Annotated in this window: 24 protein-coding genes and 1 other annotated feature; of the genes, 23 read left to right on the top strand and 1 reads right to left on the bottom strand. The window is 39.8% G+C overall.

Features of this window, described 5'->3' with window-relative positions; all coding sequences use genetic code 11:
* Positions 1–41: 41 nt before the first annotated feature.
* The 13 genes from M3627_RS11180 to M3627_RS11120 all read left to right on the top strand — a co-directional run bounded on the left by M3627_RS11180 (position 42) and on the right by M3627_RS11120 (position 14252).
* Positions 42–1700 (top strand): peptide ABC transporter substrate-binding protein, encoded by a 1659-nt coding sequence (locus M3627_RS11180; protein ID WP_169359406.1) that lies wholly within the window; start codon positions 42–44, stop codon positions 1698–1700.
* A 79-nt stretch (positions 1701–1779) separates the two neighbouring features.
* The gene (locus tag M3627_RS11175; RefSeq protein WP_169359405.1) at positions 1780–2703 is read left to right on the top strand and encodes a S66 peptidase family protein; all 924 of its coding nucleotides are present in this window, start codon (positions 1780–1782) and stop codon (positions 2701–2703) included.
* A gap of 12 nt (positions 2704–2715) precedes the next feature.
* The gene (locus tag M3627_RS11170) at positions 2716–3810 is read left to right on the top strand and encodes an enolase C-terminal domain-like protein (RefSeq protein ID WP_169359404.1); all 1095 of its coding nucleotides are present in this window, start codon (positions 2716–2718) and stop codon (positions 3808–3810) included.
* Positions 3807–4730 carry a C40 family peptidase gene (locus M3627_RS11165; RefSeq protein WP_169359403.1) on the top strand — a complete coding sequence of 308 codons (924 nt, stop codon included), beginning with the start codon at positions 3807–3809 and terminating at the stop codon, positions 4728–4730. The genes M3627_RS11170 and M3627_RS11165 overlap by 4 nt, the downstream gene beginning before the upstream one ends.
* An 11-nt stretch (positions 4731–4741) precedes the next feature.
* On the top strand, positions 4742–5704 hold the full coding sequence (locus M3627_RS11160; protein WP_169359402.1) for an ABC transporter ATP-binding protein: 963 nt from the start codon (positions 4742–4744) through the stop codon (positions 5702–5704).
* Between the two features lie 162 nt (positions 5705–5866).
* Positions 5867–6790, top strand: coding sequence for an ABC transporter ATP-binding protein (locus M3627_RS11155; RefSeq protein WP_169359401.1), 924 nt, complete (start codon positions 5867–5869; stop codon positions 6788–6790).
* On the top strand, positions 6768–7667 hold the full coding sequence (locus tag M3627_RS11150) for an ABC transporter permease subunit (RefSeq protein WP_169359400.1): 900 nt from the start codon (positions 6768–6770) through the stop codon (positions 7665–7667). The genes M3627_RS11155 and M3627_RS11150 overlap by 23 nt, the downstream gene beginning before the upstream one ends.
* Before the next feature lie 381 nt (positions 7668–8048).
* The gene (rsgA, locus tag M3627_RS11145; RefSeq protein WP_169359431.1) at positions 8049–9056 is read left to right on the top strand and encodes a ribosome small subunit-dependent GTPase A; all 1008 of its coding nucleotides are present in this window, start codon (positions 8049–8051) and stop codon (positions 9054–9056) included.
* 11 nt (positions 9057–9067) lie between these two features.
* A complete protein-coding gene (locus M3627_RS11140; protein ID WP_240949691.1) occupies positions 9068–9478 on the top strand; it encodes a GNAT family N-acetyltransferase in 411 nt (136 codons plus the stop codon).
* Between the two features lie 213 nt (positions 9479–9691).
* Complete coding sequence (locus M3627_RS11135; protein WP_169359399.1) at positions 9692–10165, top strand: CtsR family transcriptional regulator; 474 nt, start codon at positions 9692–9694, stop codon at positions 10163–10165.
* Positions 10155–10721 (top strand): UvrB/UvrC motif-containing protein, encoded by a 567-nt coding sequence (locus M3627_RS11130; RefSeq protein ID WP_353056461.1) that lies wholly within the window; start codon positions 10155–10157, stop codon positions 10719–10721. Before M3627_RS11135 ends, M3627_RS11130 begins: the two co-directional genes overlap by 11 nt.
* Positions 10711–11805 carry a protein-arginine kinase McsB gene (gene mcsB / locus M3627_RS11125; RefSeq protein ID WP_169359397.1) on the top strand — a complete coding sequence of 365 codons (1095 nt, stop codon included), beginning with the start codon at positions 10711–10713 and terminating at the stop codon, positions 11803–11805. Before M3627_RS11130 ends, mcsB begins: the two co-directional genes overlap by 11 nt.
* Positions 11802–14252: an ATP-dependent Clp protease ATP-binding subunit gene (locus M3627_RS11120; protein ID WP_169359396.1), complete on the top strand. Its 2451-nt coding sequence runs from the start codon at positions 11802–11804 to the stop codon at positions 14250–14252. The genes mcsB and M3627_RS11120 overlap by 4 nt, the downstream gene beginning before the upstream one ends.
* A gap of 2 nt (positions 14253–14254) precedes the next feature.
* Here M3627_RS11120 and M3627_RS11115 read toward each other — a convergent pair whose 3' ends face one another.
* Positions 14255–14404, bottom strand: a complete 150-nt coding sequence (locus M3627_RS11115; protein WP_251555630.1) for a hypothetical protein — start codon at positions 14402–14404, stop codon at positions 14255–14257.
* Between the two features lie 124 nt (positions 14405–14528).
* Between M3627_RS11115 and radA the strand changes: the two genes are divergently transcribed.
* The 10 genes from radA (at position 14529) to M3627_RS11065 (ending at position 24143) form a co-directional block, all read left to right on the top strand.
* Complete coding sequence (gene radA / locus M3627_RS11110) at positions 14529–15899, top strand: DNA repair protein RadA (protein ID WP_169359395.1); 1371 nt, start codon at positions 14529–14531, stop codon at positions 15897–15899.
* Positions 15900–16128: 229 nt separating this feature from the next.
* Positions 16129–17220 (top strand): PIN/TRAM domain-containing protein, encoded by a 1092-nt coding sequence (locus M3627_RS11105; RefSeq protein WP_169359394.1) that lies wholly within the window; start codon positions 16129–16131, stop codon positions 17218–17220.
* Between the two features lie 66 nt (positions 17221–17286).
* Positions 17287–17979: a 2-C-methyl-D-erythritol 4-phosphate cytidylyltransferase gene (gene ispD, locus M3627_RS11100; protein WP_169359393.1), complete on the top strand. Its 693-nt coding sequence runs from the start codon at positions 17287–17289 to the stop codon at positions 17977–17979.
* Position 17980: 1 nt separating this feature from the next.
* Complete coding sequence (gene ispF / locus M3627_RS11095) at positions 17981–18460, top strand: 2-C-methyl-D-erythritol 2,4-cyclodiphosphate synthase (protein WP_169359392.1); 480 nt, start codon at positions 17981–17983, stop codon at positions 18458–18460.
* 146 nt (positions 18461–18606) lie between these two features.
* Positions 18607–20070: a glutamate--tRNA ligase gene (gene gltX / locus M3627_RS11090; protein ID WP_169359391.1), complete on the top strand. Its 1464-nt coding sequence runs from the start codon at positions 18607–18609 to the stop codon at positions 20068–20070.
* A 54-nt stretch (positions 20071–20124) separates the two neighbouring features.
* Positions 20125–20342: a binding site (T-box leader), on the top strand.
* A gap of 48 nt (positions 20343–20390) precedes the next feature.
* Positions 20391–21065, top strand: coding sequence for a serine O-acetyltransferase (gene cysE, locus M3627_RS11085; protein ID WP_169359390.1), 675 nt, complete (start codon positions 20391–20393; stop codon positions 21063–21065).
* The gene (cysS, locus tag M3627_RS11080) at positions 21046–22446 is read left to right on the top strand and encodes a cysteine--tRNA ligase (protein ID WP_169359389.1); all 1401 of its coding nucleotides are present in this window, start codon (positions 21046–21048) and stop codon (positions 22444–22446) included. The genes cysE and cysS overlap by 20 nt, the downstream gene beginning before the upstream one ends.
* Positions 22447–22505: 59 nt before the next feature.
* A complete protein-coding gene (locus M3627_RS11075; protein ID WP_445678204.1) occupies positions 22506–22868 on the top strand; it encodes a Mini-ribonuclease 3 in 363 nt (120 codons plus the stop codon).
* On the top strand, positions 22868–23629 hold the full coding sequence (gene rlmB / locus M3627_RS11070) for a 23S rRNA (guanosine(2251)-2'-O)-methyltransferase RlmB (protein WP_169359387.1): 762 nt from the start codon (positions 22868–22870) through the stop codon (positions 23627–23629). Before M3627_RS11075 ends, rlmB begins: the two co-directional genes overlap by 1 nt.
* A gap of 4 nt (positions 23630–23633) precedes the next feature.
* A complete protein-coding gene (locus M3627_RS11065) occupies positions 23634–24143 on the top strand; it encodes an NYN domain-containing protein (RefSeq protein ID WP_169359386.1) in 510 nt (169 codons plus the stop codon).
* Positions 24144–24181 lie beyond the last annotated feature (38 nt).

Here is a 24181-nt window from a genome sequence, read left to right as displayed (position 1 = left end):
GCAAGTGCATTCACATATACAATACAGAGGGGGAAACTAGGATGAAAAAATGGCTTTCATTATTAATTGTGGCTTTGTTTGTTCTTGTGTTAAGCGCGTGTACAGCCAATGAAGAGGCTGGGAAGACACCGACCGAGACTGAGCCGACGACAACAAAGACGGACGAGGGTAAAGAGGAACCTGCTCCAGAGGCAGAAAAAGTACTTAAGCTAAATAATGGCAATGAGCCAACGTCATTTGATCCATCGGTAGGGTTTGATGCAGTATCATGGAGCGCGTTAAACAACCTTATGGAGGGTCTAGTAAGATTAAACAAAGACCATCAAGCTGAAGAGGCTACGGCGGAGAAGATTGATATATCAGAGGATGGGCTAACGTATACATTTACGATTCGTGAAAATGCAAAATGGTCTAATGGAGACCCTGTTGTAGCAGGAGATTTTGTTTATGGATGGTTGCATATGTTAAATCCTGAAACTGCTTCTCCAGCAGCGTTCTTGGCCTATTTTATTGAAGGGGCAGAGGCTTATAACAATGGAGAAGGAGCAGCTGATGCAGTAGCGATTAAAGCTGTTAGTGAGAAAGTATTTGAAGTTAAACTTGCTGCTCCAACTGAAGCATTTTTAAATATTATCACGAACCCAAGCTTCTTCCCGGTCAACGAGAAGGTAGCTACAGAAAATCCTGAATGGTTTACAGAAGCAGAATCATTTGTTGGGAATGGTCCTTTTAAATTGGCTAGTTGGGATCATGATGTAAGCTTCACTTTTGAGAAAAACGAAAGCTATTGGGATGCTGAAACTGTGAAGCTAGACAAAGTCGAGTGGGCAATGATTGATGATTCGAATACAGAATATCAAATGTACTCAACAGGTGATTTAGATGTCTCTGGTGTTCCAGCAGAGCTTGCAGACCAATTAAAAGATGATCCGGAGTTAAAAAACGAAGACCAAGCCGGTCTGTATTTCTTCCGCTATAACGTTTCAATGGAACCATTTACAAACAAAAAAATTCGCCAAGCATTTGGTATGGCTGTTGACCAACAAGAAATCGTAGAATTCGTTACGAAAAATGGCGAGAAACCTGCTGAGGGATTTGTACCATACGGATTTAAAGGTCCTGATGGCAAGGAATTTAGAGAGACTGCTGGAAAGCTAATACAGCATGATGCGGAAAAAGCAAAAGCACTTTTAGCAGAAGGTATGAAAGAGGAAGGTTACACAGAATTACCTCAAGTAACGTTAACTTATTCTACAAGTGATACACACAAGAAAATTGCAGAGGCACTTCAAAGTAAATTTAAGGAAGTTCTAGGAGTAGAAGTAGCACTACAAAATGTAGAGGCTAGCGTATTTGCTTCAGAGCAAAAAGAGTTCAAATACATGTTATCACGCTCTTCCTTCTTATTTGACTATGCTGATCCTGTAAACGCATTAGAAAGCTTCATTACTGGTTCTTCTATGAATCGTACTACTTGGTCTAGCCCAGAGTTCGATAAAATGATTGCTGATATTAAAAATGAAACAGATGAGCAAAAACGTTGGGATATGCTAATAGAGGCTGACAAATTCTTAATGGAAGAAATGCCTGTTATTCCAATCCACTATTACAACCAAGTAACACTAGAGAAATCGAATGTTAAAGGTATTGTAAGACATCCAGTTGGATACATGGATTTAAAATGGGCAGATAAGGAATAAAAGTATTTATTCCCAAACAAAAGATGCGGCACTTTTGCAAGTGCCGCCCTTTTCTTTAAAAACAAAGGAGATTATACATATGAAAATAAAGCCAAATAGATTGAAAAAAGGGGATACAATTGGAATTATTGCTCCAGCTAGTCCTCCTAACTTAGATCAACTGAAACGCTCCCTATCGTTTTTAGAGGAATTAGGATTATCTTATAGAATGGGAAAAAGTGTAGAGCAAGTTAACGGGTATTTAGCGGGCACAGACGAAGAGCGACTAGAGGATTTACATGAGATGTTCGCAGACCCTAACATCAATGGAATAATTTGTGCTGGCGGAGGATACGGTACTGCAAGGTATGCAGACCAAATCGATTATCAATTAATGAATGAAAATCCGAAAATTTTTTGGGGTTATTCAGACATCACTTATTTACATAGTGCAATGAATTTATATTCGGATATTGTCACATTCCATGGTCCCATGTTAGCTTCAGACGTGGGTAAAAGTACATTTAATGAGCTATCCAAAAAAATGTTTTATCAGCTGTTTCAGCCAATAGAGTTACATTACACAGAGGATATATCTCCTTTATCCATAGTTGCTCCTGGGGTAGCCAGAGGGGAGCTGGTTGGTGGAAATCTCTCTCTTCTTGCAAGCGGAATTGGGACCAAATATGAAGTGGATACCAATCGTAAGCTTCTGCTAATAGAGGACATTGGAGAAGAGCCATATAAGGTAGACGGAATGCTAAATCAGCTACGTTTAGCTGGCAAGCTAGATGCAGCTGCTGGATTCGTCATTGGAGACTTCTGTGACGCGGAGCCAAGGAGAGGTAAAAAATCTCTTACAATGGATGAGGTTTTTGACCATTACTTAGGGAACTTAGGTAAACCAGCAATAAAAGGTTTTCTTATCGGACACTGTCAGCCTCACTTTGCGATTCCATTAGGAGTAGACGGCATGTTAAATACAGAGAACCTAACGTTATCTATATTACCAGGAGTAGAGTAGGAGGAATTTAGGGTGAAAATACAAGCTATTGAAACGTTTTATGTTGCTGTTCCACTGACTAAACCTTTCAAAACAGCATTGCGTACAGTTACCACTGCTTTTTCCGTTGTCGTGAAGGTAACCTCTGATGAAGGAAAAGTAGGTTACGGAGAGGCACCTCCTACTCATGTGATCACTGGTGAGTCATTAGAAAGTATCCAATACGCTATAAATGAAATTATTTCTCCGCAGCTAATCGGACTTTCTTTACTAGAAAAGGAGATAATTTTTCAGAAGCTCCATAAAGCACTTGTCAGAAATACGAGTGCGAAAGCTGCAGTTGACATGGCAATCTTTGACCTTTTGGGCCAATATGCTGAGCTACCACTTTATCAATATTTAGGAGGCTATCGAAATAGCCTTACAACGGATTTTACTGTGAGTGTCAATGAACCAGCTGAAATGGCAGAGGATGCTGAGCGCTACGTAAGAGAAGGGTTTCAAATACTCAAAGTAAAGGTTGGAATAGGTACGATACAAGAGGATATTGAACGTATTGAGGCTATTAGGAGGCGAGTAGGAAAAGATATTAAAATAAGGCTCGATGCCAATCAGGGATGGAATGCAAAAGAAGCCGTACGCGCTATAGGTACTATGGAAGACGCTGGGCTTAAGATTGAGTTTGTCGAGCAGCCGGTTCCTGCTGAGGATCTAGAAGGCTTAAAATACGTAACTGAACGAACAGCAACCCCTATTATGGCAGATGAGAGTGTTTTCTCGATTTATGATGCTAAGCGTGTATTAGAAATGCGGGCTGCAGACTTGATTAATATTAAATTAATGAAATCTGGTGGCATTTATCAGGCATTAAAGATTAATACATTGGCAGAGGCAAATGATATCACCTGTATGGTAGGGAGTATGATTGAAACTAAAATAGGTATAACAGCAGCAGCTCATTTGGCAGCGAGTCAGCCTAATATCCTTTTTTATGATTTTGATGCTCCTTTAATGCTGGCGGAGGACATTGTTACAGGCGGTATCGTCTACCAAGCTAGCACGATGACCTTTTCGAAATCCTATGGGCTAGGCATTGCGAGCGTTAAAATAGGGGAGGGACAAAAATGACAATAGAAAAAAGTTATTGGGCTTGTGCAGTAAAGGTTGCGACGGTCTGGACAGAGCCGTCTTCAGCTCGGGAAGTAGATGGTCCTGGAATATCTAATCCTGTACAGCTTGTTGAATGGCTAGAAGCTTTGCCATACAAGGAGCGACTAGCCCTTTGTGATGAGAACCGTGTTCAAACTCAGCTTCTTTATGGAGAGCCAGTTATTGTGGATGAGATAAAGGACGATTGGGCTAAAATAATTGCAGTCTGGCAGCCCTCTAAAAAAGACGAAAGAGGCTATCCGGGTTGGGTGCCGTTGGCTCAATTGAAAGAAATAGTAGAGGCTGGCAACCAAGGAATTGTTCGAGTAAAGGGTACAAGAACCCAGTTATGGGATACGGAAGAAAAACCATTACTGATTCTACCTTTTAATACAATTCTACCTGTTCTATCTGAAACGGATGATTTCTATAAGGTTCGAGCGCCACATGGAGAGGGGCTGCTCCGAAAAGAAAATGTACAATATGCTGCATCTAAGGAACAATTACCAAAACTCCCACTAGAGGAAACTGTGAGGTTGGGGGAAGCCTACTTAGACTTACCATATCTATGGGGAGGGATGTCTCCATATGGCTTTGATTGCTCAGGATTTTCATACAACATGTTAAAGGCGTGTGGCTATTTTATCCCACGCGATGCAAGTGATCAGGCGATAGAAGGCATAGAGGTCTCTAAGGATGAACCTTCTTCATGGAAAAAGGGAGACTTGCTATTTTTTGCAAATGACGAAGGCACAGGCTCAGTTCGTCATGTTGGATTTTACTATGGGAATGGTCAATTATTACATTCACCTTCAACAGGAAAGTCAGTGGAAATTTTAGTATTAGAAGGCTCCAAGCTACAAAAAGAGATATGTGCTGTGAGAAGATATGCCGTTTAGGGGGGAAAGATATGACGGAGAATGTACTATTATCTGTAAAGGATTTAAAGAGACATTTTGATATTGGTCAAGGTAGCACTTTAAAGGCAGTGGATGGGATTAGCTTTGACATTCTCAAGGGAGAAACATTTGGCTTAGTAGGGGAATCGGGCTGTGGTAAATCTACCGCTGGACGTACTATCCTAGGTCTGTATAACCGGACTGAGGGAGATGTGCTATTCGAACAAAAGAATGTACATGAAATGAATGATAAAGAACGCAAAGACTATTTGAAGAAAATGCAAATGATTTTCCAAGATCCCTACGCATCTCTAAATCCTAGGTCCACAGTCCTCGAAATTATTGCAGAGCCTATCGAAATTCATAAATTATATAGCTCTAAAAAAGAGGTTAGAGAAAGAGTTTATGAGCTGTTAGAAGATGTCGGACTAAATCGAGATCATGCTAATAGGTATCCACATGAATTCTCAGGCGGACAAAGACAACGTATAGGAATTGCGCGAGCCCTGGCATTAGATCCAGAATTTATCATAGCAGATGAGCCAATATCTGCATTGGACGTTTCTGTACAAGCTCAAGTAGTAAAATTGTTACAGCGTCTTCAAAAGGAAAAAGGGTTAACCTACTTATTTATCGCTCATGATCTATCTATGGTTAAATATATTTCTGATCGTATTGGTGTAATGTATTTAGGGCATATGGTTGAACTAACAACAAGTAGTCAGCTTTATGAAAGCCCATTACATCCTTATACGCAGGCATTGTTGTCGGCAATTCCAATTCCAGATCCTGATATTGAGGAATCCCGTCAACGGATTATCCTACAAGGCGAGCTACCAAGTCCGATCAATCCACCATCGGGTTGTGTATTTCGGACAAGATGCCCTCACGCGATGTCTATATGTGCAGAGAAAAAGCCAATTTGGCAAGAGCAGGAACCAGGCCATTTTGTTGCCTGTCATCTTTATAATTAATATGGGATTACACCAATCTAATTAAAGTGGATTGGTGTTTTTTATTTTTTGAATTGTTCGCTTAGAAGGTAAACAAATTAATTAGATTTTTATAGAACTTATTTAAGTTTGAGACGTATAACTTAATAGGGACAAAATTAGTGATAAGGAAGGTGAGTTAATTTGGAACAAAAAACAATAGTAAGGTTACAAAATCTTTCTAAAATAATTGGGAAAAAGAAAATTATCGACGACCTGACATTAGACTTGTATTCTGGGCAAATAACAGGATTCTTAGGGCCGAATGGAGCAGGGAAAACAACAACTATACGGATGATGACTGGTCTTATGAAGCCAACATCGGGAGAGGTATTTATAGAAGGCAAGCCTTTGTCCGAGGATTTTGAGGGGTCCATGAGCAAGGTAGGGGTAATTGTAGAGAACCCTGAAATGTATAAGTTTATGAGCGGATATAAAAATCTCGTTCATTTTGCTCGAATGAATAAGAACATCACCAAAGAACGTATTGATGAAGTAATTGCTCAGGTGGGACTTCAAAAGCGTATTCACGAAAAGGTATCCACCTATTCTTTAGGAATGAGACAGCGTCTTGGCCTAGCACAGGCTATCCTACATAAGCCTAAATTTCTTATTTTAGACGAGCCCACAAACGGGTTAGATCCTGCAGGGATTCGGGAATTCCGCACATACTTAAAAAAGATCGCAGTAGAAGATGGTGTTGCTATCTTTGTTTCAAGTCATTTGCTCGCAGAGATAGAATTAATGTGTGATAGAATTGCCGTTATTCAAAATGGGAAGCTCTTATCTATTCAAGAGGTAAATGAACAGCAAAAATCTTATTATTACATCGAAGCATCTGAACTAGAAAAAGTAGTAGATTTCTTTAAACATAAAGAGATTACAATGGAAGCTCAAGGAAGTGGTTTTATAATCCCACTTAATAAAGAGGAAGTGCCTGCATTAGTTGCAGAGATGATTGCGAATGGCCTACAAATCTATTCCATCACTCCAAATAGAAAAACATTAGAAGATCAATTCTTAGAAATTACAGGAGGTGGACAAATTGCTGAATCTCGTACGAAATGAGTGGTTAAAACTATGGAGTAAAAAAGCAACCTGGATCATGGCTATACTGCTCGTATTGGTAATGCTTGGTTCTGCGGGCTTTGTGAAATGGATGAATTCCTTAGAAGTAGGACAGGACGATTCAGGAGAAACTATAACAGTGAGCCAGATGACGGCCGTTGCGGAGGAACCTGAAATAACTAAATATAGATTGGATAATGAACTGCCACCAATTATAGATGATAGTGCACAAGGCTTTATCACCGGCCTTCCTAGTATGATGTCAGTTGTTACATTACTTACAGTAGTTGTTGCCGGTGGTATTGTAGCTTCTGAGTTTTCTCAAGGAACGATTAAAATGTTATTAACAAGACCAGTAAAGCGTTGGAAGATCCTTACGTCTAAACTGTTAACGGTTGGTTTATTTGCAGTAGCAATGACTGGTATTCTTCTTATTTCAGGCATCATTTTTGGCTATATATTCTTTGATAATGTACCAGGAACCCAGTTAGAGTTAGTAGACGGAGCTGTAGTTGAAGTTTCATTCTGGGGTAGATTGTTACTGTTAACTGCTTTATCGCTAATCAATGTATTAGTGATTGGAACGTTGGCCTTTATGATTGGCTCTGTTTTCCGTTCGAGCTCATTGGCAATAGGAATATCTATTTTCTTGATGTTTACAGGAGTACAAGTTACAGGAGTTCTTGCGGCGCTGAAAATCGAGGCTTCGAAATATATTTTATTTGCTAATACAAATTTGGGGCAATACATTGGCGCAAATGATCCCTCAATAGAGGGAATGACGATGGCCTTCTCTATTGTCGTAATTCTTATTTACCTTGCAGTTTTCCTTGTGACGAGCTACTGGTCATTTACAAAACGTGATGTAACGGCATAATTGCCTATTGCATATTTCAAAAACTTGTAGTATTCTGAATTTAACTTAAAGAAAGAGGTGAGGCATTATGGCTATTGTATATAATTCGATTCGAATCAGTAAGTTCATGATGTCTTACCCTGTTATTTTCTAAAATGTAGGCGGAATAGGTATTAGTTTGATTGTATACAGACAATCGAGCTTATTTCTTCATACTTTTTGAAATTTCTTTACTAATGAACGGGAGACCATGATTGCTGATTCGAGCAATCATGGTTTTTTTGTTGCCCAGTAATTCGCTTAAAATAATGGCGATTCAAATATTTTAATGGGAAAATTAGGAGGAAATTGAAATTGAATTTAATCGAACAGTATGGATGGAATAGTAAATGGGAAGAAAAGATGTCGAACAAAGGATTAGTAGGTCGAGTTTTACTCGAGCATAAGCATTCTTATCGAGTAATTACGAATGAAGGTGAGTGGCTTTGCTCTCTATCGGGTAGATTTAAGTTTGATCACAACCGTGAAGCCTATCCAGCCGTAGGAGATTGGGTGGTTTTAGAGCAGATGCCTGGAGAAGATAAAGGTATTATTCAACAGGTTCTACCGAGACAATCCCAATTCTCAAGAAAAGTGGCAGGTACAACAACAGAAATCCAATTGGTAGCAGTGAATGTAGACTATGTATTTTTAGTGATGTCACTCAACCATGATTTTAATGTAAGAAGGTTAGAGCGCTATCTACTTGCAGCTTGGGATTCTGGTGCTACACCTGTCGTGGTACTAACGAAAAAAGACGCTTGTGAACAGGTGGATTATTTCATCAGTGAAGTCGAAACGATTGCATTCGGCGTAAATGTATTCGCTGTATCTAGTGTCACGGGAGAGGGAATAGATGACTTAGCCGCTCTCCTAGTCAACGGTAAAACGGGGGCCTTACTAGGTTCTTCAGGCGTAGGGAAATCCTCTTTGATCAATGCTCTATCTGGTGAGGATGTAATGGAGGTTAGCGATATTCGAGCGGATGACAGTAAAGGGCGTCATACAACCACTCATAGAGAGCTTTCCTTATTACCTGGTGGTGGACTATTAATTGATACCCCGGGAATGAGAGAGTTCCAGCTCTGGGATTCTAGCGAGGGTATTAGCAACAGTTTTCAGGATATCGAAGAACTTGCTATCGAATGCAGATTTAGAGACTGTCAGCATAAAAAAGAGCCTGGCTGCGCCATTCAAGAAGCTATTCGAACTGGTTTGCTAAAAGAGGATCGATATGTAAGCTATGTAAAATTATTGCGTGAGCTTGCTCATATCGAGCGTAAAAACAACTTAGCTGCTCAAAAAACAGAACGTGATAAATGGAAGCAAGTATCGAAGACCCAAAAAACCAATAAGAAAAGAAAAATTTAATAGAGGTGCATATGATTCGATTAATTGATCACCAAAAGCATTCTATAGCAGAGGAAATGCTCGAAATACAGCTTCCGGCTTACCGCAAGGAAGCAGAGATCATCGGTTTTGAAGGCATACCACAGCTTAAGGAAACAATCGAGGATATTAAAGTATCTAAAGAGATTTTTATAGGAAAGTACAATAAGGAGAGCCTACTTGGTTTTATCTCCTATGAATACGAGGGAGACGTACTAAATATTTGTAGGTTAGTTGTCCACCCAATTTATTTTAGAAAAGGGATAGCTTCTGAGTTGCTCCAGCATGTTTTGAGCGCTACTCCAAAAGCTGTAAGTATAATAGTTTCTACCGGCGCAAAAATTTACCAGCTCTTGCTTTGTATGAAAGACATCACTTTTACAAAGTACATGATATTGAGGTAGAGCCAACAATTTTTATTACACAGCTTAAATACAATTCACAAATATAAGAATATAAGTTTTCATTTTGATACACCCTAAAACTACTGACAATAAATGTTGGTAGTTTTTTTGTTTCTTTTATGCTAGGCAAATCAATTGCACAACCAAAAAATTCATTATATAATATAGTCAAAGATAGTCAAAGTCAGTTTTTGTGAGAAGAGGTGAGAGAAGATGAAAAATATATCTGACATTATTGAAGGTTATTTGAAGGCAATTATCGAACAAGAAAGTAGGGGGCAAATTGAAATCAAAAGAAGCGAGATCGCAGAAAAATTTCAATGTGTACCTTCACAAATAAATTATGTAATAAACACCCGATTCACACTGGATCGTGGATATTTGGTGGAAAGTAAACGTGGTGGTGGTGGGTATATTCGAATTCTCCGCGTTCGAGCCCACACAAAAGCTGAATTAATTGAGCATATAATACAAAGTCTGGAAGCAGGAGCATCTGCATCCACTACAGAGGATATTGTTTTTCGTTTATTGGATGAAGAGGTTATTACCAAAAGAGAGGCGAAGATAATTTTAGCAGCTCTAGACAGAACAACTTTAGCCATCCCACTACCAGCAAGAGATGAGCTACGAGCACGTATACTATGTGCCATGCTTTTAACACTAAAATATGAAAAAAGTGAAAATTGAACGGGGTGTTGATAAGGTGATTTGTGAAAATTGTAAACAACGGCCAGCTAAAGTGACGGTTACACAAGTGCATAACGGAGAACACTTTGAAAGACATTATTGTGAGGTCTGTGCCAATAGCCTCCACCCGTTTTATGTTGAATACAAACAAGACCCATTATCTCTTCATCAGCTTCTATCTAATTGGTTTAACCAAGCAGATCAGATAGTTCAACAAAAACAACAAAAAACACTTGAATGTGATGAATGTGGCTGGTCTATTGAGAGATTTCTAGAAGAGGGTAAGTTTGGATGTGCATCATGCTACGAAAGCTTCCGTCCTCATTTACCTCAAGCCCTAAAACGTCTACACAATGGTAACACTACACATATTGGAAAAGCACCAGGGCGACTTGGTGAAAAAATAGCTTTAAAGAAACGAATTGAAGCAATTAGGGCTCAAATGAAGCAGGCAGTTGAGCAAGAGCAATTTGAAGATGCCGCGAAGTTAAGAGACGAAGTTAAAGACCTTGAAAAACAACTTGCCGGAGGAGGTGACGATTCACATGTCGATTGAGAACTTTTTAGATAATTCCAGATCTAGTTGGATGGAAGGGGAAGGAGAGCATTCTGACATCGTGATGAGCACCAGAATTCGCTTGGCGAGAAACCTTAATGGTTTTCGCTTCCCTCTAGCATTTACAGAGGACGAAGCGCATAAAATTGACCAATCTGTATCCTCCACACTGTTAGATGCAGATGAAGAATTACAGAAAAATTTTACATCTGTGCATATTAAAGATGTATCTGAGCTAGGGCGTCAAGTCTTGGTTGAAAAACATTTAATAAGTCCTAAGCTCGCAAATTCACCAAATACGGGATCTGTCCTTTTATCAGAAGATGAGTCTGTTAGTGTCATGGTGAATGAAGAGGACCATATTCGAATTCAATGCCTATTTCCAGGACTCCAAATCCAACAAGCTTACGAACGGGCAGATACAATAGATCGTTTATTAGAAAAGGAATTACCATATGCATTTGACGAACAGTTTGGTTATTTGACAAGCTGCCCTACAAACACTGGAACAGGACTTAGAGCATCTGTCATGATGCACTTACCTGCTTTAACAAAAACAAAGCAAATGAATCGAATCGTAACCATTATTTCTCGGCTTGGTATGGTCGTAAGAGGAATATATGGAGAGGGTAGTGAAGCGCTCGGCAATGTTTATCAGGTATCAAATCAAACGACACTTGGTAAGACTGAGGAAGATATACTTGCTGATCTTCAAAGTATAGCAGAACAAATTATTCAAAAAGAAAGAGAAGCAAGAGACGCACTTTTACAGCACTCCCCAAATACATTGGAGGATCGTCTTTACCGTTCACTAGGAACCTTATTCTATGCTCGTCTAATGACCACAGAGGAGGCGGCAAGATGTCTGTCTGATGTGCGTTTAGGAATAGATATTGGACTTATTAAGGATATAGATATGTCCATCCTAAATGAATGTATGATCTTTATGCAGCCTGGTTTTTTACAAAAGTACGCTGGCACTACTTTAAATGCCACGGAGCGTGACATGTTTCGAGCTAAGCTGTTAAGGGAACGTTTGCAAAAAGGAGAAAAAGATAATACAAAAGGAGAGGAACCTGCATGATGTTTAATCGATTTACGCAAAGATCGCAAAAAGTTTTACAATTAGCTCAAGAAGAGGCTATTCGTTTAAAGCATGAATCTATTGGAACAGAACATATTTTACTCGGTCTTATCCGTGAAGGTAGCGGAATTGCCGCAAAAGCATTAGAAGCAATCGAAGTAGATCCAAAAGTGATAGAGGCAGGGATCGAGGAGCTGGTTGGAACTGGAGCAGAGGAAGTTGGTCCGATTGTTCACTATACGCCTCGTGCTAAGAAAGTCATTGAGCTGTCAGTAGATGAATCAAGAAAACTAGGTCACTCATACATTGGAACAGAACATTTACTTCTTGCTTTAATTCGTGAAGGAGAAGGAGTAGCAGCAAGAGTATTGAACAATGCAGGTGTAAGCTTGAACAAGGCGCGTCAGCAAGTGCTTCAATTATTAGGAAGTTCCGATCAATCTCATAGCAATAGTAATAACAACGGAGTCGCTCCAGCTAGTACACCGACATTAGACGGGTTAGCACGCGATTTAACACAAATTGCAAGAGAAGGTACGCTAGATCCTGTAATAGGGCGTAGCAAGGAAATCACACGTGTTATTGAAATATTAGCTCGTCGTACGAAAAATAATCCGGTCCTAATTGGGGAGCCAGGTGTAGGTAAGACTGCTATTGCAGAAGGTCTTGCACAACAAATCGTACAAAATGAGGTTCCTGAAATTTTAAGAGATAAACGTGTAATGACTTTAGATATGGGTACTGTTGTAGCGGGTACTAAATATCGTGGTGAATTTGAAGACCGTCTGAAAAAAGTGATGGATGAAATTCGCCAAGCAGGAAATGTTATTCTTTTCATTGATGAACTTCATACGTTAATCGGTGCAGGTGGAGCAGAGGGGGCAATTGATGCTTCTAATATCTTGAAACCAGCACTGGCTCGAGGAGAAATTCAATGTATCGGTGCTACTACATTAGACGAATATCGCAAATACATTGAAAAAGATGCTGCGCTTGAACGTCGCTTCCAACCAATCCAAGTTGATGAGCCTTCTTCTGAGGAAGCTGTACAAATTATTTATGGGTTACGCGATCGTTATGAAGCACATCACCGTGTGAAAATTACGGATGAAGCAGTAGAAGCAGCAGTTAAAATGTCTGATCGTTACATTTCCGATCGTTTCTTGCCTGATAAAGCAATAGATTTAATTGATGAGGCAGGTTCTAAGGTTCGCCTTCGTTCCTATACAACTCCTCCTAATTTAAAAGAATTAGAAACGAAGCTAGAGGCTGTTCGCTCTGAGAAAAATGCAGCTGTGCAAAGCCAGGAATTTGAGAAGGCAGCTTCTTTCCGAGATAAAGAACAAAAGATTAAAGATAAATTAGAAACTATGAAAAATACTTGGAAAGAAAAACAAGGAAAAGAAGAGTCAGAGGTTACAGTCGAGGATATCGCTGCTGTCGTTTCGATGTGGACTGGAATTCCTGTTTCCAAGTTAGCTCAAACAGAGTCCGAGAAGTTGTTAAAGCTGGAGGATAAATTACATGAACGTGTAATCGGACAAAAAGAAGCGGTAGATGCTATTTCTCGTGCTATCCGACGAGCTCGAGCGGGCTTAAAAGATCCGAAGCGACCAATTGGTTCATTTATCTTCTTAGGACCTACAGGAGTAGGTAAAACGGAGTTAGCTCGTGCTTTAGCAGAGGTAATGTTTGGAGACGAGGACGCGATGATCCGAGTAGACATGTCTGAGTACATGGAAAAACATTCTACTTCTCGTTTAGTAGGTTCACCTCCGGGGTATGTTGGCTTTGATGATGGTGGTCAGTTGACTGAAAAAGTTCGCCGTAAACCGTATTCTGTAATTTTATTAGATGAAATTGAAAAAGCACATCCAGACGTATTCAATATACTTTTACAAGTATTAGAGGATGGTCGATTAACTGATTCGAAAGGTCGCACAGTCGACTTCCGCAATACAGTAGTGATTATGACATCTAATGTTGGAGCAGATGCACTTAAGTATAATAAACATGTAGGGTTTAACTTACAAGAAGCAGGAAAAACGGATTATAAAGATATGAAAGGAAAAATGCTGGAAGAATTGAAAAAAGCATTCCGTCCTGAATTCTTAAACCGTTTAGATGAAATGATTGTATTCCACTCATTAGAGAAGGAACACTTAAAACAAATTGTGACATTAATGACAGAGCAGCTAGCGAAGCGTTTAAAAGAACAAGGAATAGAGCTAGTACTTACTGAAGCTGCTCAAGATAAAATTACTACAGAAGGCTACGATCCAACATATGGAGCACGTCCGTTGCGCCGTGCATTACAAAAGCATGTGGAAGATCGTCTTTCAGAGGAACTGTTAAAAGGTGAAGTCTTAACGGGTCAGCGTGTAGTATTTGATGTAGAAAATGACGAATTTGTTGTTCGAACAACAGAGCCTGTCACAGAAAGTTAATATTATAGGCATTCCGAGATCACCGGAATGCCTTTTTTTACATAGTGCAACAAAGAGTATGTGAGGTGGCTGAGGAACTGCCTCCTCGCATTTCTCCATTTGCCTGTCGGGGCAGAACAGGCGATTATGTTTTTCAAGATGTCTAGCTTCATCGCCTTGCCCCTCGGGTCAAATGGATAAAAGCTCCGGTGGCTGAGGAACTGCCTCCTCGCTTTTCCCCATTTGCCTGTCGGGGCAGAACAGGCGATTATGCTTTTCTTATTATAGGAGGATTATATGGCAAAAAAGAAAACGAAATTTATGTGTAACTCATGTGGCTATGAGGCTGCCAAATGGATGGGTAGATGTCCAGGGTGTGGAGAATGGAACACGATGGTGGAAGAGGTAGAGGTTGTTTCTAAGGGGCCTAGACATTCTTTTCAGCATTCCTCTGGAGTCACTCAAAAAGCAACCCCCATTATATCTATTGAAACGATCGATGAGCCTCGTGTACAGACGGATTTAGTAGAATTGAATCGGGTCTTAGGTGGAGGAATTGTGCCAGGCTCCCTAGTTTTAATTGGGGGAGATCCAGGTATAGGTAAATCAACGCTTCTTTTACAAGTTTCTGCACTTCTTGCGAATAAGGGAGAAAGAGTCCTCTACATTTCCGGAGAAGAATCCATCCGCCAGACGAAACTCCGAGCAGAACGTCTAGGAGTTACTTCAAACGAACTTTATATCTACTCGGAAACTAATCTAGAGCTGATAAATGAAACAATCGATCAAGTAAGTCCACGTTTTGTAATCGTGGATTCTATACAAACCGTGCATCACCCAGAAGTAACGAGTGCACCAGGTAGCGTGTCTCAAGTACGTGAAAGTACGGCTGAGCTGATGCGTATCGCGAAGACTAAAAATATTGCTATCTTTTTAGTTGGTCATGTAACTAAGGAAGGGCAAATCGCCGGACCAAGGATTCTCGAGCATATGGTAGATACGGTTTTATATTTTGAGGGTGAGCGTCATCACAATCATCGTATATTGCGTTCACAAAAAAATAGATTTGGTTCCACTAATGAGATTGCTATTTTTGAAATGGTACAACAGGGCCTAAAGGAAGTACTAAATCCTTCTGAGTTATTTTTGCAGGAGCGTTCTCATGGAGCAGCAGGCTCTGCAATCGTCGCTTCTATGGAAGGGACAAGACCGATTTTAGTAGAGATTCAAGCGCTAGTCACACAGTCGAGCTTTAACTACCCAAAAAGAATGGCTACAGGGATTGACCAAAATAGAATTTCCTTGTTAATGGCAGTGCTAGAAAAACGCATGGGACTGCTACTTCAAACACAAGACGCCTATATAAAAGTTGCCGGTGGAGTAAAATTAGACGAACCTGCCATCGATTTAGCCGTCCTAGTAAGTATTGTCTCTAGTTTTAGAGATATAGGTGTTGCTTCAACTGACTGTTTTATAGGAGAAGTCGGATTAACTGGTGAGGTAAGAAGAGTTTCGAGGATTGAACAAAGAGTGCAAGAGGCTGCAAAGCTCGGCTTTAAACGAGCAATCATCCCAGCATCGAATATGGGAGGCTGGGACTATCCAAAGGGACTGCAGGTCATTGGTGTAGAATCAGTAAATGAAGTGATGAAGGAAGCTTTTTCTTAACTGACTAGTAGGACAAACTACTCGAGGTAATAATAGAGAAGATACGGTGGTGGGGAACTGCCACCTGCTTTCTAAAATACGTATACTTCTGAGTGGTAATGTAAACTATGTATAAGTAAACTTTTGATACTAGTATTGTATTGCTGCATTGGTTAGCCTTGCTCATACGTCAAAATAGGCATAGAGCCATAAAAGGAAGTATAATAAAATTTAAACGGAGGTGGAATATTTGTTAAAGTGGATTATTCAAATTGCTTTTGTATTAATAGGTGGTACATTAGGGTTGCTATTCTTACCGCACTTATATGAACTGATTAATTTATCCAACAACTCTTTTATTAACAATGTATATGTTTCTGTATTAATCGGAGCAATCATGCTGTATGTAGCTGCGCTATTTTTAACAGATTATTTAATTCATTTCATTAAATGGATGGAGGAAAGACTATTAAAGGCACCCATTGGTGATTTGTTGTTTGGGACGTTAGGGATGGTCATCGGGTTAATCGTAGCCTTCTTTTTAGGGTCAGCGGTATCGAGTATTGAATTTCCAGTCATTCGGTCTGTTGCTCCAGTTCTATTGACCATCATTTTAGGGTATTTAGGATTCCAGGTAGGTTATAAAAAGAGAGATGAATTGCTACACGTGTTTACTCCATCTTCTAAGCTCCCTGCATTGAAGAAAAAAACAGCAGAGGAAGAAGAACAAGCTCTACCATTGGGGACTTACAAGCTCTTGGACACAAGTGTGATCATTGATGGGAGAATAGCTGATATTTCTGAAACCGGCTTTATGGAAGGGGTACTAGTTGTCCCTCAATTTGTGCTAACGGAGCTTCAGCATATTGCAGATTCTTCTGATACACTTAAACGGACAAGAGGTCGCCGTGGCTTAGACGTTCTAAACAAACTAAAGGATGAAAGAAGCACTGCGGTTTTAATAGTGGAAGAAGACTTTGAGGATGTCCAAGAAGTTGATTTAAAATTGATGCGTCTAGCTAAAAAAATGGGCGGCATAGTAGTCACAAATGATTTTAACCTAAACAAGGTGTGTGAGCTGCATCAGGTTCGTGTATTGAATATTAATGATTTAGCAAATGCCGTTAAACCGGTAGTTATTCCCGGGGAAATAATGCATGTAGTTGTGATTAAAGATGGTAAAGAGCATAATCAAGGGGTAGCTTATTTAGACGATGGGACAATGATTGTTGTAGAAGGCGGTAAAGCTTATATCGGACAAGCTATTAATGTAGAAGTGACGAGTGTTCTCCAAACATCAGCAGGACGAATGATCTTTGCGAAACCCCAAGAAACTAAATAAGTAGGAGGGGATGTTTCCTTTGTGGAGCATACCCTTTTTCTTTGTAATATAGGAGGTACGTAAATAATGTTGTATACAGTAATCTTACCTGCCGCGGGAAGTGGAAAAAGGATGGGAGCAGGTCACAACAAACTTTTTATCGAATTAAGTAATATACCAGTTTTAATACATACGCTTAGAGTTTTTGAACAAGACCCTGACTGCGCTCATATTGTTTTAGCGATAAAAAAAGAAGAAAAATCATATATAGAACAGCTGCTTCAGCAATATTCCATCCAAAAGGTGTCAGCCATTGTAGAAGGCGGTTCTGAAAGACAGCATAGTGTATATGCGGGCTTGAAGGCTAGTCCTGCTAAAGGGATTGTATTGGTGCATGATGCTGCTAGACCGTTCATTCAGCAGGAAATCATTCATCAGCTAGTCCAAGCAGCTGAAAAATTTGGCGCAGCAGTTGCTGCAGTACGGGCAAAGGATACGATGAAAAAGGTTCACAATGGTATAATACAGGAAACGGTTGATCGAGAGAGTCTTTGGATTATCCAAACACCTCAAGCTTTTCAATATGATGTATTGGAGAAAGCCGAAAGACTCGCTGAGCAGGAATCCTTTTTAGGGACAGACGAGGCTATGCTAGTAGAGAAGCAAGGTGGAAATGTTCACATCGTGGAGAGTACCTATGATAACGTAAAGGTAACCACTCAAGAGGACTTATTGTTAGGAGAAGTAATTTTAAATAAACGAAAGCAGGAGGAAAAATAAATTGTTAAGAATAGGACAAGGCTTTGATGTACATGAATTTGCAGATAACCGCCCATTAATCATAGGTGGGATAACGATCCCTTATGAAAGAGGTTTAATAGGTCACTCGGATGCAGATGTGTTACTCCATACCATTACAGATGCAGCGCTAGGAGCAATTGGAGAAGGAGATATTGGAAGACATTTCCCTGATACGGATCCTGAATTTAAAGATGCAGATTCAGCGAAATTACTCGAGTATATTTGGAAGCTAGTAGATGCAAAAGGCTATAAGCTTGGAAATATAGATTGCACGATAATAGCTCAGATGCCTAAAATGGCCCCGTACATAGAGCAAATCCGCTCAAAAGTAGCAGAGCTTCTGCAAGCTGATGTCTCTCAGGTCAATGTAAAGGCAACAACTACCGAAAAGCTAGGGTTTACTGGGCGTGGGGAAGGGATTGCTTCGATGGCAACTATCCTTTTAATGAAAAAAGACTAGCTTTAAAAATGCTACACGCAGTGGTAGAATAGATAAAGTTTACTACTTTAGCGAAACAGGCAACAATCACGTTGTCTATCAACGGTTTAATTCCACTTTCCAGATAACGGTTTAATTTAAACGTAAGATAATTAGGAGGATTTATAATGACACAAGAAGTTCGCGTACGCTATGCACCAAGTCCTACAGGAAATCTTCATATTGGAGGAGCACGTACTGCATTATTCAATTATTTATATGCTCGCCACCATAATGGGAAATTTATCGTTCGTATTGAAGACACAGATATTGAGCGAAATATTGAAGGCGGAGAATTATCACAGCTGGATAACTTAAAGTGGCTAGGAATGGAATACGATGAATCAGTAGATATCGGTGGACCTTATGCACCTTATCGCCAAATGGAGCGATTAGATATTTACACGAAATACGCAGAGGAAATGCTAGAAAAAGGCCATGCTTATAAATGTTTCTGTACTTCTGAGGAATTAGAAGCTGACCGTGAGCAACAAAAAGAAAATGGTGTAGCTGCTCCGATGTATAACGGAAAATGCCGACATCTATCCAAAGAAGAAGTACAAGAGAAGGAAGCGGCAGGAACACCTTATACGATTCGTATGCGTGTGCCTGAGAATGTAACGTATAAGTTTGACGATTTAGTTCGTGGAACTGTGTCCTTTGAATCCAAAGACGTTGGTGACTGGGTTCTTGTCAAAGCAAATGGCATTCCAACCTATAACTACGCAGTAGTATTAGATGATCACTTAATGGAGATTACGCATGTATTCCGAGGTGAAGAGCATTTATCCAATACTCCAAAACAATTAATGGTATTTGACGTTTTCGGCTGGGAATATCCTAAGTACGGGCACATGACGTTAATCATCAACGAAAGCCGTAAAAAATTATCTAAACGTGATGAATCAATCATACAATTTGTAGCACAATATAAAGACCTAGGGTATCTTCCAGAAGCAATGTTCAACTTCTTTGCTCTATTAGGCTGGTCTCCTGAAGGAGAAGAAGAAATCTTCTCTAAAGAGGAATTCATTAAACAATTTGATGTAGCTCGTCTTTCCAAATCACCGTCAATGTTCGATAAGCAAAAACTAACTTGGATGAACAATCAATACATTAAGCAACTTCCACTAGAAAAAGTAGTAGAGCTTGCGTTGCCACATCTACAAAAAGAAGGACTTCTTCCAGAGGAATTATCTGAGGAGCAACAAGTATGGGCTACAAATTTAATAGGGCTTTACCATGATCAAATGAGCTTTGGAGCAGAAATTATTGAGTTGTCATCATTGTTCTTTAACGACGATGTTGCATATAATGAAGAAGCTCTTGAAGTATTGACTGGTGAACAAGTACCAGAGGTTATGGCTGCCTTTAAAGCACAGTTAGAGGCTCTAGAAACATTTGAACCAGCAGAAATTAAAGCATCGATTAAAGCAGTGCAAAAGGAAACGGGTCATAAGGGGAAAAACCTATTTATGCCTATCCGTGTCGTAACTACTGGCCAAACACATGGTCCGGAATTAGCGGATGCAATTAGCTTAATCGGTAAAGAAAAAGTAATTGCAAGAGTTTCCAAATACGCTAAACAATAAAATTGACTTTTCCACTACAAGGTGTGAAAATGAGTGTAATTCATGAACGAAGTAAAGAAAGCTAAGAAGAGGAGAAGTACGTAACGCAAGTTCCTTAGAGAGGACCATCACCGGCTGAAAGTGGTCTGAACCTATGAGTTATGGAAATGCACCTCGGAGCGCCAAGCCGAACGATTAGTAGGCTGGACGTATCATCTGCGTTAAAGATGTGAAGCGGGAAAGATAAACATCTTTCCAATCAGAGTGGAACCGCGCAAAACAGCGTCTCTGTCTATATTTATAGACAGAGACTTTTTTTATGGAAAAAAGGAGTGATTAACGTGTTTGAGCGGATGAAAGAAGATATAGAGGTAGTGTTTGAACAGGATCCCGCTGCTACTAGTAAGTTGGAGGTTATATTAACCTATGCAGGTTTACATGCAGTTTGGAGCCATAGGTTAGCACATGTCTTTTATAAGAGGAAATGGTTTTTCCTTGCAAGGCTAATCTCCCAAATCAGCAGGTTCTTTACAGGTATAGAAATCCATCCTGGAGCGGTGATAGGCAGACGCTTCTTCATCGACCATGGTTCAGGGGTGGTTATTGGAGAAACCTGTGAGATAGGAGACGATTGTACGATCTATCAAGGTGTTACCTTAGGGGGAACTGGTAAAGAAAAAGGAAAGCGTCACCCTACTCTTAAGAATAATGTCTTAGTAGCTACTGGAGCTAAGGTGTTGGGGTCTATCACAATCGGCGACAACAGTAAGGTAGGAGCAGGCTCCGTCGTCCTAAAGGATGTACCAGAAGATTCTACGGTAGTTGGCATACCTGGTGTAGTCGTTATTCAAAATGGTAAAAAGGTAAAAAGAAACTTAGATCATCAAGATCTTCCTGATCCATTTGCAGATCGGTGCAAGGAAATGGAAGATAAGATTAAGCAGCTACAGGAAGAAATAGTTCGATTGCTAGAGGAAAAGGAGAGAGCCAAACGCCATGACAATTCAAATCTTTAATTCACTAAAACGTGAGAAGGAACCATTTGTGCCAATAGAAGAAGGAAAGGTAAAAATGTATGTATGCGGTCCAACGGTATACAATTACATTCATATCGGTAATGCACGACCGGTTATCGTATATGACACGGTCCGAAAGTATTTGCAATATCGTGGATACGATGTGACATTCGTAAGTAACTTTACTGATGTAGACGACAAGATTATTAAAGCGGCCAACGAACTCGGTGAAGATGTATCAGAGCTTACGGATCGCTTTATTAAAGCTTATTATGCAGACGTAGAGGCACTAGGGTGCACAAAGGCAGACTCCCATCCTCGTGTAACGGAACATATGGATGAAATTATAGATTTTATTAAAGTGCTAGTAGAAAAAGGCTATGCTTATGAATCACAAGGTGACGTTTACTACCGTACGAGAAAGTTTGAAGGGTACGGAAAGCTTTCACATCAGTCCGTAGATGACTTAAAGGTAGGAGCACGCATTGAGCGTGGAGAGAAGAAAGAAGACGCATTAGACTTCGCTCTATGGAAAGCTGCAAAGCCAGGTGAGATATTCTGGGAAAGTCCATGGGGGCAAGGTCGACCAGGTTGGCATATTGAGTGCTCTGTTATGGCACGTGAGATTTTAGGAGACACAATTGATATACACGCTGGTGGTCAGGATTTAACTTTCCCTCACCATGAAAACGAGATTGCTCAATCTGAGGCTAGAACTGGAAAAACCTTTGCTAGGTATTGGATGCATAACGGTTATATCAATATAGACAATGAAAAAATGTCTAAGTCACTTGGTAACTTTGTATTGGTGAATGACATTCGCAAGCAAATTAACCCGCAGGTGCTCCGATTCTTTATGCTAAGTGTTCATTACCGTAACCCAATTAACTATTCTCAAGAGCTTGTAGAGCAGGCAGAGGCAGGATTAGAACGTATTCGTACTTCATATGAAAATGTACTTCACCGTTTGAATACAACAGCGGATTTAGGTGACCAGCATGATATATGGCTGCACAAAATACAAGAGGTTAAGCAACAATTTGAAATGGCAATGGATGATGATTTTAATACTGCCAATGGGATAGCTGCATTATTTGAATTATCTAAGCTAGCGAATACTTATCTATTAGAAAAGCAAACATCTGAAGAAGTATTAAATCAATTTATATCCGTTTTGGATTTATTAACTGCAGTTCTTGGAATTACTCTTTCAAAGGAGCAAGAGGTGTTGGATGAAGAAATTGATGCGCTGATCGAAGAACGTAACCAAGCGAGAAAAGATCGAAATTTTGCTCGTGCGGATGAAATTAGAGATCAGCTGAAGGAAATGAATATTATTTTAGAAGATACTGCCCAAGGTATCCGATGGAAGCGTGGGTGACCCTCGTGGAATTTAAATTATCTGATGTAAAGCAACTTAACTCTTTAGCCTTAGCTTATATGGGTGATGCGGTGTTCGAACAAGTAGTTCGAGAACACCTCATCCGCTCAGGGCGGGTTAGACCAAACATCCTTCACAAAGAAGCAACAAATTACGTGTCTGCCAAGGCACAAGCAACAATCGTTAAAGAAATGTTAAACACTAATTTCTTAACTGAGGAAGAAGAGGCTGTCTTAAGAAGAGGAAGAAATGCCAAATCTGGAACGGTTCCTAAAAATACAGATGTTTTGACGTATCATTACAGTACAGCGTTTGAAGCTGTTATTGGTAGCTTATACTTAAGTGAGCAAGCAGATCGTTTGCAAGAGGTGCTGCGATTTTCCATTGAATTTATCGATGGGCAAAAGGGAGAGAAAAAATAATGATAGAGAAATCCGAACAAACTGGTGAAATTATTGCTGGTAAAAATCCAGTCGTAGAAGCACTGCGCTCTGGAAGAGACATGAATAAGGTCTGGATAGCTGAAGGTATTCAAAAAAGTGGCGTTACAGAAATCATACAATTGGCGAAGGAAGCAGGAATTATCGTTCAGTTTGTCCCAAAGAAAAAGCTGGATAATCTAACCGATGCAAATCATCAAGGGATTGTAGCTTCAGTTGCTGCTTACAAATATGCAGAATTAGATGATTTATTTAATCTAGCTGCAAGTAAAAAAGAGGATCCACTTTTTATCATTTTAGATGAAATTGAGGACCCACATAACCTAGGTTCTATTATGCGTACTGCGGATGCAGTAGGAGCACATGGTATTATCATTCCGAAGAGAAGAGCTGTTGGGTTAACAGCAGTAGTAGCCAAAGCATCTACAGGTGCAATTGAGCATGTGCCAGTTTATCGTGCCGGGAACTTGGCTCAAACAGTGGACGAGCTTAAAGAGCGCGGAGTGTGGATTGCAGGAACAGATGCTGCGAAGTCAACAGATTATAGAAATATGGATGCTACCCTCCCGTTAGCACTCATTATTGGAAGTGAAGGAAAAGGGATGAGTCGATTATTAAAAGATAAATGCGACTTTCTTTACCATTTGCCGATGGTTGGTCATGTAACTAGCTTGAATGCGTCCGTTGCTACGTCAATCCTTCTATACGAAGTTTTGCGCGTAAGAAACCCGCTTAAACAATAAAATCATGCAGATTCTACTTGTCGATGGTTATAATATCATCGGCGCATGGAGCGAGTTAAGAAAACTAAAAAATGATAAATTACTAGATGCTAGAGATAGACTAATCGAGCAAATGGCAGAATATAAAGCATTTACTGGTATACGAGTAATTGTAGTGTTTGATGCCCACCTAGTACCGGGTATAGAAAACAAAAAGAAACAGTATGATGTGGAAATTATCTTTACAAGAAAAAATGAAACAGCAGACGAGCGAATTGAAAAGATGACTCGGGAGTTAAGTGGTAGACGCGTACAAATTTATGTTGCTACCTCTGATATGACAGAGCAACGAGTCATATTTGGACAAGGTGCGCTAAGAAAATCTGCAAGAGAGTTAGAAATTGAAATGATTTCTATTTCCTCGAATATTACGAAAAAAGTGAAGGATATCCAAGAAGCTAAGCCGTCTTCGACCATTGATTTATCAGAAGAAGTAGCGGAAATTTTCGAAAAATGGCGAAGAGGAATGAAATGACTCATTGACGCTATAAATTTGAATCCTGTATACTGATG

The organism is Psychrobacillus sp. MER TA 171, from assembly GCF_023713305.1.
Taxonomy (GTDB): Bacteria; Bacillota; Bacilli; order Bacillales_A; family Planococcaceae; genus Psychrobacillus.
The sequence above is the reverse complement of the archived record's forward strand: the minus strand, read 5'-3'. Positions and strand labels throughout refer to the sequence as shown.